Raw genomic sequence first — 12,368 nt, 5'->3', positions numbered from 1 at the left:
ATGATTTCCAACGCCTTGATGGGCTTCGCACTCGTTGGCGTGAGTACGACCTATGGCCAGATTGCCGCTGCTCAGGCGACCGGCGCGCCCGTGCCGGTCACGGTAGACAACTTCGTGCGGGCGGAGTCCGACATGTATATCGTCGGAGTGGCAAAGCAGGGTGGCGTGGGTAAGCTGCAGCACCGGCGCGAGCCCGCGTCGATTGATGACCAGGCCGTCATCCGCCTGAACCGTGACACGCTGTATTCCTCGGGCGTGTTCGATCTCGATGCTGGCCCGGTGACAATTACCATGCCGGACCCGGGCAAGCGCTTCATGTCGCTGCAGGTCATCAGCGAGGACCACTATGTACCCAATGTGTTCTACGGTGCCGGCACGCATACGTTGACGCGCGAGAACGTCGGCACGCGCTATGTGGCCGCAGCTATCCGCACGTTGGTGAATCCGAACGATTCGAATGACCTGAAGCAAGTCCATGCGCTGCAGGACGCCATCAAGGTCAGCCAAAAAGCGACGGGAAAGCTGGATCTGCCCAACTGGGACCACGCCAGCCAGAAGAAGGTGCGCGACGCGCTGCTGGCATTGTCGGCCACGACACCGGACTTCAAGAGGTCATTCGGCAAGAAGGGAGAGGTCGATCCGGTGCGTCACCTGATGGGCACGGCGGCTGGCTGGGGTGGCAACCCCGACAAGGACGCCATCTACCTAAACATCACACCGGAAAAGAACGACGGAAAGACCGTGTACCGGGTGAACGTGAAGGATGTGCCCGTGGATGGATTCTGGTCGATCAGCGTTTACAACGCCGAAGGCTACTTCCAGAGAAACGCGGCCAATGCCTACACCGTCAACAACATCACAGCGACGAAGAACAGTGACGGGTCGATTCCGATCCAGTTCGGCGGGTGCAACGGACAGTTGCCCAACTGCCTGCCCATTGTTCCCGGGTGGAACTACACCGTACGCCTGTATCGGCCGCACGCCGAGATTGTCCGTGGCGCATGGAGTTTTCCGCAGGCTCAGGCTGTGGACTAAGCAGTGCGCGTCAGGAAAGGCGGAAGGCACTTGGACGAAGGCGGCATTCTGGATCTGAAAACGCCTTTGTCCTCTCTTGGATGGCGTTGGCCAAGGGGGAGGCGCGTCTTCGCGTTTCCTCGCAACGTCGCATCCGCACCCATTGTAAGTCGTAGCAGCACTCTTAACACGGAGACACACCATGAAGCGTGCAAGTGGCCCCGTCCTGGCCGCCATCGCCGCTGGCAGTCTGACGGCACCGCTGGCTGGACATGCCACGGAGGGCGCTTTGGGCCGACCGGTGGCGGGCACCAGCGTGTCGTCCAACGTTGCCGTAATCCCGGACCAGCCGGTATGGATAGCCAATCTCCAGCAACTCTACATGGACGGATCGATCAGCGGCAGTCGCCAGGTGCCGATCGGTGGCCGTACCACACTGGGCGTTGACGCGAAGATCGCGTTCACGCTGGCTACACTGATGAAGGTGTGGGATACGGGCCCCGGCGCTTGGCATTTTGCCTCGAGCTTCACGCTACCCTATGTCTGGACTTCGGTGCACGCCAACGCGGGCGTGACCGCCGGCGGCGCCAGCTTCTCGCGTGGCACCTCGGATCGGGCGTCGAATCTTTATGATATCTATTTCAGCCCGATCATCGCCGGCTTTCACTTCTCGCAGAACAGCCACATGGCCTTGAGCTTCAATGTCTGGGCCCCCACTGGGCAATACGACAAGAACGCTCTGGCCAATCCGAGCCTGAACAACTGGACCTTCGTGCCGCAGGCCGCATTCACGCACGTGATGCCGCAATACGGGCTGGAGTTTAACGGCGTGGCTGCGTTCCAGTTTTATACGCGCAACAGCGCCACTGACTATCAGAATGCGCCGTTGTTCACGCTTGATGTCATGGGGCTGAAGAAGTTCGGCGCCTGGGGTACAGGGATCGTCATGGGCACGGTTCAGCAGTTGGGTAACGACACCGGGCCCACGGCCGACCGCCTCAATGGCTTCCGCGGCCACGACTTCACGATCGGGCCGATCGTCACGTACGACACCAAGCTTGGCGGCAAGGCGCCGCTTTCATTCAGCGTGCGCTGGGTGCCTACGGTCACCAGCAAGAACCGGCTGGATAGCACTGCCACCGTCTTGGCTACAGCAACGCTTGTATTCTGACTTTCACGTGCGACATTCAGCGAGCCCAACAGGCTTCGAATCCTCGCTTTTTCTATGATCCACAGTCGCCTCTATTGCGATAAACGCTGATAAGGGGACGCTGCGACGTCTGCGCGATCACGTGCGGGTCGTGCTGGCCTCAGAAGCAACTACCAAGCCATTTGAGACATCCGATAGCTTCAGAGTGAGATACTTAAGTTCCCATAAATCTGAACTCTGAGACGCATGGATGGAGGTCTACGTTTGATTTCATCTGGAAGAACAATGCGGCCATCTCGGTGGGTGGCCTACCCAGCTTTGGTCTTTATGGCGGGCGGCATGTTCGGACACGTCGCCTGCTTCGTTGCCAATGTACGGCGCAGTGCTTTCGAACTTGACGCGTCCAGCTGCCGTTGGACGGCTTGCCGGTCCCGACTAGCTTCGCTTTGGCAGTCGCGTGGCTGGCACATGCGTTTCTGGTTGGCAGCTCAGACACCATGCATACAGCGCGTCGTACATCACCATGCCATATTCGAGCAACTCGCGGTCGTCGGCGAAAATGCGGGACAGTCCGAGTGAAATGGCACGGAGCCCACTTGACTGTGGGGTCAGCTCCAGCCGCGACGTACTCGCTCCGCGTACGATTCCCGCCATCAACTGCAGCGCGGGGTCGCCGGCAAGGTAGTACTTGTCCAGAAGCTCGTCGAAGCTGCAAAGCTCGTTTGCGGTCGTGAGCTCGGCATTTGGGACGTCATATGGAATTGCGCCGGTCTCATTGGCAATGCGGAGCACGTCTCCCGGTGGCACGAACAGGAAGTCTGGCGTGTCATCGATGAAGCGCGCAATCAGCCATGGGCTGGCGATCTGATCGATCCCGGGGTGTTCCCGTGAAACCCACTGCATGGGTGTCTCCGTTCGGCTTGCCGGATGTGTTTGAGGCTGTTTCCGTGCAGCGGAGAGTGGCTCAGCAGGATACTCTCAGTCGACCGAAGTGCGAGTCCGGCCGCTGTTCGTGCGTCGACCATCGGAACGCATGGAGTGACCCCAAAACATCCTTGCAGCTGTCGGTATGATGAGAGTGCACTACGCCGCGGTCTACTGTGATTAATAACAGTGGGCCTTGTACGGTGCGAAACCGCACATTGGCTCATTGGCTTGATGCCGGCAGCTTCCGCAATCGAACAGCCGATTGAATGCCCGGCTTCAAGAGAGTGGCGAACGGCTGCGCATGGTCGCGGACGGACGGCCGCTAAGAAGCCGAGGCCGCCTCTGCCCGACCCATGCGGGTTGTTCGATTGCCCCTCTTCGCCGCCGCAGGCACTGCTTTCGTCTCCCAGGCTGGGCTCAGGCCAGGAACGTCTCTGTCAGTCGGCACCAATACGCTGCACCCAACGCCAGGTTGCGGTCATTGAAGTCGTAGCGCGGATTGTGCAAGCCGCGCCCGCCGTCAGATGGGCCGTTACCAATGCGGACGAGCGCCCCCGGGCATTCCTGCAGCATGTAGGCGAAGTCCTCGCTACCCATCATCCTCGGATAGTCGCGGTCCACGTCCTCCGGGCCAACAAGCGCCGTGGCAACTTCCGCTGCCAGGGCAACCGCGTCGGCGGCGTTGTCGACAACCGGGTAGCCTTCCACATAGCGGATCTCAGCTTTCGCGCCATACGATTCGGCAGTCATGTGGACCAGCGTGGTGATGCGATCCCTCAATAGTGCGCGCACCTCCGGACTGAACGAGCGCACGCTGATGCCGATTTCGGCTTCGGCCGGAATAACGTTCAGTGCGTCTCCCGCACGTAGCCGGCCAACCGTGAGTACTGCCGACTCGTTGGGGGGGACGTTGCGGGAGACTACGGTCTGGAGTGCCATCACGATGGCAGCCGCTGCCACAAGTGGATCGACCGCAAGATGAGGGCGCGCGGCGTGGCCGCCCAGGCCGATGACCTTGATGAACACCCGATCGCCCGCGGCGAGAAACGGTCCCGGACGCATCAGGAACCGGCCTTGGGGTGCACCGGGATGGTTGTGCATGGCGAACACCATGTCGCAAGGAAAGCGGTCGAACAAACCATCCGCCACCATGGCCTTGGCGCCGCTGTCGAACCCGCGCTCCTCTGCAGGCTGAAAGATCAGGTTCAACGTACCGGAGAAGTTCCGTGTGGCCGCAAGGTGCTTTGCCGCACCAAGCAGCATCGCGGTGTGGCCATCGTGTCCACAGGCATGCATGAGGCCGGGCCGGATGCTGGCGTAGGGAAGCCCGGTGTCTTCCTGGATAGGCAGGGCATCCATGTCGGCGCGCAGGCCAAGACACCTGTCACCGTTTCCCACGCGCAGCTGGCCAACCAGCCCCGTCTTTCCGATGCCGCGCGTTACGTGGTATCCCCATTCCTGCAACTTCCCGGCAACCAGATCCGCAGTGTCGTGCTCCTCAAAGGCCAGCTCCGGATGCCGATGGATGTGCTGTCGCAGCGCGGCAAGCTCGTCGTGCAGGGGGAGCAGGTCGGGAAGCGCTGTACTCGCCTTGGAATCGATGGCCATCGTCAATCCAAAGTGATGTGGTTGTCTTTGGCGATGCGCTGGTAGAACTTGATGCGCTGCTCCGTTTCCCTGGTATAGGCTTCCGGCGTAATGTCCTCGGGCACGATCATGCCCTTCGCAGTCCAGATGGACCGAGTCGAAGGTTCCGCAAGGATCTTGCGTACCGCGAGGTAGAGCTGTTGAACAATTGCATGCGGCGTCCCTGCCGGGGCGGCAAGGCCGGTCCATGATGTCTCATTCAGGTCAGGCAGCTTGAGTTCGGCAAAGGTTGGCACATCCGGCAGTTGCGGCACGCGCGCCGGTGCCGCCACGGCCAGCGCACGCAATTTGCCTTGCAGGATGTGGTCGAGGTTGGAGGACAGATTGTTCCAGGTCAGTTGCACCGACCCGCCCAGCAGGTCGGTCAACGCTGTACCGGCGCCCCGATATGGCACATGCGTCATCGGGATACCCGCCTGGGCTTTGAGAAGCTCCATGCTGACGTGTGACACCGAACCCGTCCCGGCACTTGCATAGTTCAGCGCGGTGGGATTGGCCCGCGCGTACTTGACCAGTTCGGCGAAGTTGCGAATCGGCAGCGATGCATTGCACAGCAGCACGTTTGACAGTCGGCTGATGAGCGTGATATTCGAGAAGCCCTTCACAGCGTCATAGGGCAGCTTGGGGTTCATCGCCGGATTCACGACATGCGTGCTCTGCGAGGTGACGATGAGGGTGTAGCCGTCCGGCTGTGCTTTCGCTACATACGTCGAACCGATGGCGCCCCCGGCGCCGGGCCGGTTGTCGATTACCACAGGCTGGCCAATCGCTCTGCCCAACCTTTCGGCGATCAGGCGACCGGACACGTCGACCGAGCCACCCGGGGAGAACGGCACAACCAGAGTGATCGGGCGTGTGGGATATTTGTCGGCGGCAAAGGCGGGCAGTTCCAGGCCACCAAGGCTGCCAAGGGCGGTTGCTTTGAGAAAGGTGCGACGATTGATGGACATTGCCGGCGTGCGAGTTAGCGTTGTCCGAAGGTTAAGCAGACGCAGATCCGCAAGCAAACGACAAAACCATTGAGCACGATAACAAAATGTAATGACCCATGAAAATTCGCTCTCCTTCACTGGTGGAACTGCATGCCTTTCTGGCGGTGAGTCGCCTGCGCAGCTTCCGCCTGGCGGCCGAGGAACTTTGCGTCACCCAGGCGGCTGTCAGCAGAGCCGTGCAACGTCTGGAGCAGCACCTGGGTGATTGCCAGTTGTTCGAGCGATCATCGCAGGGTGTGGCGCTGACCGAAGAAGGCCGCCAGTTACGCAAGTTGACGGAGCGCCATGTGCTGGCCCTCGAGGCTGCGGCGACCAGACTTCAGGGGCCACGCGCTGACGGGAAACTGCGGCTGAGCGTGATTCCCACGCTCGGTACTCAATGGCTGCTTCCCCGCCTCGCGCGCTTCAGGGCGGCGCACCCGGATGTGGACGTCGAAATGCGGCAATTTCGCCATGACGAAGACTTCAGCCGCGATGACATCGACATCTGGATTGAGGTGAAGCGTCCCAAGCGACGTTGGCCGGCCAGAATGCAGGTGAAATACCTTCTCGGACGCGAACTCGTTCCGGTCTGCGCGCCATCGTTGCTTTCGCGCCTGAAGCGTCCCAGAGACTTGCTTGAAGAGGCGCTGCTCCACCATACGAACTTCCCGGAAAACTGGGCGCTCTGGGCCAAGGTGGCCGGACTCGGGGTCGCACCCAAGCTGGGCCCAGGCTACGACCTGAGCATCAATCTGATCTTTGCGGCGAAGGCCGGACTGGGTATCGCGCTAACGCAACCCTGCCTGATCGAACGCGAGCTGGAAGCCGGTGAACTGGTGATGCCTTTTGATTTGCGAGTCGACACCGGGCGCGGCTATTTCACCTGTGTCGACGCACAGCGGCCACGGAGCGCCGCGCAGAATGCATTTCTGGACTGGATTCTGGCGGAGGCTCGCCAAAGCGAACCGGCTGGCGCTTTCGTATCGGGGCAACAGGGTTGACGGGGGAGGGCAGTACGAGCTGGCGAATAGGCTGAACGAAGACGGGTTGATCGATCTTCCTGGACGATCTGAGCGGGCGCCAATCGCCAGGGTCATGGTTGTCGCTGATCGACCCATTGCGGCCAATCGGGGTGGGACCATCTGAACGACTGCTTCCGAGGCGGAGCTGTCATCGTTCCTCGTGGGATTTTCGACAGGTGTTCCTCGCCGGTGCGGATGTCCCGACCGGCGCCTGGACAGTTTTATCGATCTGCGCCGCTGCTCCATCTCTGCACACCGTATGGCTTGTGGTGCTAATACAAGTATTCGACTGGCGATACTACTTCTGATAACGGAGGTGAGGCCAAGAACAAAAGCGTATCCAGGTCGCTTCCCCTAAGCCCTGAGAACAAGCTCATTGATTTTTTGCCCCCCGTAGCGAGAGTCAGTGAGGCTTGTAGCTGAACTTCTGGCCACCAATGCTCGCCTCGTACATCAAGCCGCCCTTGGTCACTGTAAATGTCGCCATGCCCTTGTGATAGCCACCCGCGGTCTTGGCGTCTTTCTTGCCGGCGCTCGCACGCGCAGACGTGCCTGTCGTGCTTGTCTGTGCGCCCGCAGCCGCCGTAATCGCAACCGCAGAGGCATCTGCGCCGAACTCAAAGTTACCACCGGTAAATTCCTTGAGCGCCCGTTCATCCTCGAACACGATCATCTCGCTATAGGCTTCGCCGCCGAGCTGCAGGCCCACGGTCACCTGGGTCATCGACGTGTCGCCGATATACTTTCCCTTTTCGTACACACGGCCCTTGCCATGGGCCCCACCTATGCCGACAGCCCCCTTGCCAATTGTAGGAAATACCGCGTAGCCGTAAGCAGATTTGAGGAGCTGGCCACTTTCTCCTGCATTCTTGAAGAGTTTGATCGTGTCGGTGTACTCGTCCGCCCAGGCAGAAGAAATCGGTAACAGCAGCGACAAGACTGCGAGAATCGATATCAGACGTTTAAGCATGATTTGTTCTCCATCGTGGTTGAAACTCATCGTGTACAGCACTACCGCGTCACACTTCTGCCCACGTCTTTTCAATTATGCTGCTGCGACAAAAACAGTCGGAGTCAACGCGCGAGAGCTTGCTGTAGCTCGTTTTCAGGATAGACGAGATGCGTTCCGACTCAGGGAATCTTATGATCGAGTAGTAATGCAGTTCGCCCGGAAGCGGGTGCTGCGCGAGCGAGCCACGCTTTGCGGGTCGTCAGTCCTAGGCTATGCACGGCCCAACCATCACCCGATGTGCAGGTCGAGCCCGGAAGATATTGCAGCAGTACGGCTTGGTACTTCTCCGCGTAGTTGTCGAGAGGTAACCGCCAATCGCGCCTGCACTCAGCACCGCCGCCACCGCGAATCTGGCGGCGAAGGCACACAAGACCTTCAGGCGGACCGTCGGCGACCTATAATTATTTCTCATCACGTGAAGTGCCATTTGAGCGACTCACGCGGGCCCGCAGAAACGCGATGCAACCGGGAGTGTGCGTTACAAGCGCCGGCCATACTCGCGAGAGGCCATGATGAAATGCATCGAGACGCACATTTTGGCTGTCGTGATCATCGCCTGCTCGATCGCTGGCTGTGCCGTCCCACCTGCCGATGTATCAGGAAGTGATTACCGCAGCCGCGCGGTGACTCGCGTCCAGGGCGCATTGCGTGTATCGGCAGCCGTTCTTTCCGCAGAGGAAAGCGCCGCCGTGTATGGTGTCCCTCTGGCAAAGAAGAAGATTCAGCCGGTATGGGTCGAGGTGCAGAACAACGACGATCGCAATTACTTCCTGCTGTCGCCAGGCATGGACCCGAACTTCCTTCCCGCATCTGAAGGGGCCGAAGCGTTCGCTGACGGCGCGTCGCAAGATGTCGCAGCCAGGCTCGAGGCGCGCTTTGGCGCGCTCGCTTTTCACAATTCCATCCCACCGGGGAAGACGGTCTCGGGCTTTGTGCTCACCAACCTGAACGCGGCTGTCAAGCTCGTTCAACTGGACCTGGTCGCGAGTAGTCGCGCAACGACATTCTCGATCCTGATACCAGTCCCAGGCTTCCGGGCCGACTACAAGGCCAGTGAAGTTTTTCTGCGCGACGTCTATCCGCCCGACAAAATCGTGGACTACACGGACGACGACGCATTTCGTGCGGTGCTCGAAGCGCTGCCTTGCTGCTCGACCAACGAAGACGGTTCGATGAATGGTGATCCGCTCAATCTGGTGATCGTGGGCGGGCTGGACGACGCGTTTCCCGCGCTCGTGCGCCGGGGCTGGCAACCGGCCGAGCAGAAGTGGTCAGGCGCGATCATGAAGATGATCACGTCGGCCCTGTCTGGCGAGCGCTATGCCAACGCGCCCGTAAGCGATCTGTATGTCTTCGGGCGCCCGCAGGATCTCGCATTGCAGAAGGCGCGGGATACCATCCACCAGCGCAACCATCTGCGACTCTGGCTGACTCCAATGCGCTACCAGGGCAAGCCCGTCTGGATAGGCCAGATTAGCCGTGACATCGGCGTCCGTCTTACGACTCACTCGCCAACGCTTGTCACCCACAAGATCGACCCTGACGTCGACGAAGCCCGCGCGGCGCTCACGGAGGACATGGGGTATTCGCAGAATCTCGTCAAGGTCGGATTCGTCGGGGGCGTTGGCGGCGCACGGCCGGACGCGCCGCGCGAAAATCTGACGACTGACCCCTACTACACGAATGGATACCGTGTCGTACTGGTGTTCGACCGCGCGCCGACATTGCTCTCGGGAATCAGCCTGTTTCCGTGGAACATGGAAGACTTGCTCAAGTATCCAACTTCGACAACAAACACTGAAATCAAGCCCGGAGCGAAGCCATGAGTGCGTCCGGGCGCCTGTGCGTCTTGTTGCGACGCGGTGCATCCAGCGCTCTGCTGCTTGCGCTCGGTGCGTGCGCAACATGGCAGCCGCCCACCGATGCCGGCGACGGTCCGCTGCGCGAGCGCGCCATCAGCGCGACCAGCCGCGACGTGCGTGTCAGTGCGACCGTACTCGGCAAGGAGGATAGCAAGCGCATGCTAGGTGCCGACGTGACGAGGATGCGCGTGCAGCCGGTATGGGTGGAGATCCATAACGGGACGGCCCAACCGCTGTGGCTGCTGCGTTCGGGCACCGACCCGGACTACTTCTCGCCGCTCGAGGTGGCATGGTCGTTGCACACCCTGCTTGGCGGGACGATTAACCGGCGCATCGACGCTTACTTCAACGGTCTTGGGTTCAGGAACCCCATCCAGCCCGGGCAGACCCGCGCCGGCCTGCTGTTCACCAATCCCGACTACATCACAAAGTTCGTCAATATCGATTTCTTCGGCAGCAATACCTTGATACCGTTCACGCTGTATCTGCAGGTGCCAGACGACGAACGCTCTATGGCCGCATCGCGGTCGCTGCTCATATTCCGCTACCCCGAAGCCGACATCCAGAACTACACCGACCTGGCGTCGCTGCGGGCCGCACTCGAGACGCTGCCAGCCTGCGCCACGGATGCAAGCGGCACCGGTCAGGGCGATCCATTGAACGCGGTGATTGTCGGCGAGATCGACGACATCAGCGCTGCGGCAGTGCGTCGAAACTACCGGCGCGATCTGCGCCAGTCCGACCTCCCTCAGCGGGTGTTAGACCGTCAACCGGACGTAGTCACGCGCAAGCAGGCACAGGCCGGCGCACCTGCGATATGGATACGCGGATGGCTCACGCCCATTCGATTTCAGGGGCAGCCTGTCTTCGTCGCCCAAGTTGGACGCCCCGTTGGCGGGCGTTTCGCACGTACCGACGATCAATCCGTGCTCTTGCAAAGTGACGTCGATGAGGCCAGAAATCTGTTTGTCCAGGACATGATGTATTCGGGCGGCCTCGAGAAGCTCGGCTTCGTGTATGGCGTCGGTGCTGCTTCGCTGCATTATCCGCGGACGACACTGGGCAATGCGACTTACCACACCGACGGGTTACGTGCGGTTCTGTTTTTCGTGACCCGTCCGCTCAGCGTTTCGGATGTGCAGTTTCTTGACTGGGTGCCCTATCTTGAGCAGCGAGAGCGTTTCCAAAGCGAGGAGAGCGACGATGCAGCTCGACACGCTGAGCACTGAATCACAAGCCGACGGTGCGACGCCGGCGTTCCGCGTGATCCGTGCATGGTTGGCGAGCTTCGCGTGCTCGACGGCGCTCGTGGCGAGCCTCGTGCTCGGTGCATGTGCATCGAAGCCGATCGTCCCCTATTCGACTGATACGCCTCCGCTCGTGCTGGTGCCGGCGCCCCTCGCCGGAGTGACGGACAAGCGGGGGCGCTTTCGCGAAATCTATTGTGCTGTGCTCCAGACCCGTGGCTCAGCCCTTCCCGATTACCGTCCTTGCGACGAGGCACTGACCCGTGTGGGCAGCGAACCTGCTGGCACCGGCAAGCCTGTCGATCTCGGTCCATCGAAACGGCATCTCATCGCAGCAGTTGTGGCAGGCATCGGGTACGAATGTTTTAAGCCATGGCTGGATCCACCGGGAACTGTCGTAACCCATTTGCGCGAATTCGGCTATGACGCGACGATGATCACCGTCGACGCGCTTTCGAGTTCGACGAACAACGCCCGTCAGATCCGTGACGCGATCATGGACATGTCGCTCGCGGTCAACGAACCGCGCATTGTATTGATGGGCTATTCAAAGGGCGCACCCGATATCCTCGAGGCCGTCGTCACGTACCCAGAGATCCGCAGCCGTGTGGCCGCCGTGGTTAGCGCGGCCGGCGCCGTCGGTGGGTCGCCACTCGCCAATGATGCCGAGCAGTATCAGGCCGACTTGCTGCGGCACTTCCCGGGTGCGACGTGCTCGTCGGGAGATGGCGGTGCGGTGGAGAGCTTGCGGCCTCAGACACGCAAAGCATGGCTTGCACAGAACCCTCTGCCATACGATCTGCCCATCTACTCGATCGTCACGTTCCCGCAACCGGAGCGCATTTCGTCGATTCTCAGATCGAGCTACAACAAGCTGTCCCGCATCGACGCGCGCAACGACAGCCAGATGATTTTCTATGACCAGATCGTGCCCGGGAGTACGCTTCTTGGCTATGTCAACGCTGACCATTGGGCGCTCGCCGTGCCCATCGCACGTACGCATGACACGGTCGGATCGTTGTTCGTCACGCAAAACGCGTATCCGCGAGAGGCACTGGCCGAGGCTTTGCTCCGTTTCGTCGAGGAAGATATGGCAGTGCCTGCGAGCCATGTTCCTTCCTCCGTGCGAAGACGGCCAGCGGACTGAGCAAACAGGAAACAACGCTGCGGTCTTTAGCAAGATCCGCCCGAACGGTAACTGTACCGTCCCAGCGCCCACGCCCATGCATTACTGATCGATGTGACCGTAGCCTGTCCGCTGGAAATCAGCTTGCGTTTTGGAGAGTTCGGACGGTAGGCGACAGCTATGGCCGGCGACCAGCAGAACACAATCCGAGCACGAAGGTCCGTTGCTGGATCGGACCGGTCGCTTGTATGACCGTATGACCGTGAGAGCAAACGGCCGAAAATGGCCGATCTCGGACACCGGACCTGACCCATCAACTGCGAGACGGGATACGAATGCGATAGGGCGCCAGCATCGGCCGGCCCGGGCGACGTCATGCTTGCCAGC

The 12,368-nt window shown here is 60.5% G+C and carries 10 protein-coding genes; 6 read left to right on the top strand and 4 right to left on the bottom strand.

What is annotated here, in order from left to right; all coding sequences use genetic code 11:
- Together RMET_RS26730 and RMET_RS26725 are read left to right on the top strand one after the other, a co-directional pair.
- Positions 1-1,035 carry a DUF1254 domain-containing protein gene (locus RMET_RS26730; protein ID WP_029309757.1) on the top strand — a complete coding sequence of 345 codons (1,035 nt, stop codon included), beginning with the start codon at positions 1-3 and terminating at the stop codon, positions 1,033-1,035.
- Between the two features lie 181 nt (positions 1,036-1,216).
- The gene (locus RMET_RS26725; protein ID WP_011519629.1) at positions 1,217-2,185 is read left to right on the top strand and encodes a SphA family protein; all 969 of its coding nucleotides are present in this window, start codon (positions 1,217-1,219) and stop codon (positions 2,183-2,185) included.
- 414 nt (positions 2,186-2,599) lie between these two features.
- Here the strand turns inward: RMET_RS26725 and RMET_RS26720 are convergent, their stop codons facing one another.
- From RMET_RS26720 to RMET_RS26710, 3 genes are all read right to left on the bottom strand, one after another.
- Entirely contained in the window at positions 2,600-3,067 is a 468-nt protein-coding gene (locus RMET_RS26720) for a chromate resistance protein ChrB domain-containing protein (protein ID WP_011519628.1), read from the bottom strand.
- Positions 3,068-3,508: 441 nt separating this feature from the next.
- Positions 3,509-4,699: a M20 aminoacylase family protein gene (locus RMET_RS26715; RefSeq protein WP_029309756.1), complete on the bottom strand. Its 1,191-nt coding sequence runs from the start codon at positions 4,697-4,699 to the stop codon at positions 3,509-3,511.
- A gap of 2 nt (positions 4,700-4,701) precedes the next feature.
- Positions 4,702-5,688, bottom strand: coding sequence for a Bug family tripartite tricarboxylate transporter substrate binding protein (locus RMET_RS26710; RefSeq protein WP_029309755.1), 987 nt, complete (start codon positions 5,686-5,688; stop codon positions 4,702-4,704).
- Between the two features lie 98 nt (positions 5,689-5,786).
- On the opposite strand from RMET_RS26710, the gene RMET_RS26705 reads away from it, so the two are divergent.
- Positions 5,787-6,713, top strand: coding sequence for a LysR substrate-binding domain-containing protein (locus RMET_RS26705; RefSeq protein WP_011519624.1), 927 nt, complete (start codon positions 5,787-5,789; stop codon positions 6,711-6,713).
- A 424-nt stretch (positions 6,714-7,137) separates the two neighbouring features.
- Here RMET_RS26705 and RMET_RS26700 read toward each other — a convergent pair whose 3' ends face one another.
- Positions 7,138-7,704 carry a lipid-binding SYLF domain-containing protein gene (locus RMET_RS26700; protein WP_011519623.1) on the bottom strand — a complete coding sequence of 189 codons (567 nt, stop codon included), beginning with the start codon at positions 7,702-7,704 and terminating at the stop codon, positions 7,138-7,140.
- A 554-nt stretch (positions 7,705-8,258) separates the two neighbouring features.
- Between RMET_RS26700 and RMET_RS26695 the strand changes: the two genes are divergently transcribed.
- Genes RMET_RS26695 through RMET_RS26685 form a run of 3 tightly spaced genes read left to right on the top strand, consistent with a single transcriptional unit; the run spans position 8,259 to position 12,002 of the window.
- Positions 8,259-9,572 carry an LssY C-terminal domain-containing protein gene (locus RMET_RS26695; protein WP_011519621.1) on the top strand — a complete coding sequence of 438 codons (1,314 nt, stop codon included), beginning with the start codon at positions 8,259-8,261 and terminating at the stop codon, positions 9,570-9,572.
- A complete protein-coding gene (locus RMET_RS26690) occupies positions 9,569-10,837 on the top strand; it encodes an LssY C-terminal domain-containing protein (RefSeq protein ID WP_011519620.1) in 1,269 nt (422 codons plus the stop codon). The genes RMET_RS26695 and RMET_RS26690 overlap by 4 nt, the downstream gene beginning before the upstream one ends.
- A complete protein-coding gene (locus RMET_RS26685) occupies positions 10,812-12,002 on the top strand; it encodes a hypothetical protein (RefSeq protein ID WP_011519619.1) in 1,191 nt (396 codons plus the stop codon). The genes RMET_RS26690 and RMET_RS26685 overlap by 26 nt, the downstream gene beginning before the upstream one ends.
- Positions 12,003-12,368 lie beyond the last annotated feature (366 nt).

The organism is Cupriavidus metallidurans CH34 (genome assembly GCF_000196015.1).
In the GTDB taxonomy this organism is placed as follows: Bacteria; Pseudomonadota; Gammaproteobacteria; order Burkholderiales; family Burkholderiaceae; genus Cupriavidus; species Cupriavidus metallidurans.
The sequence above is the reverse complement of the archived record's forward strand: the minus strand, read 5'-3'. Positions and strand labels throughout refer to the sequence as shown.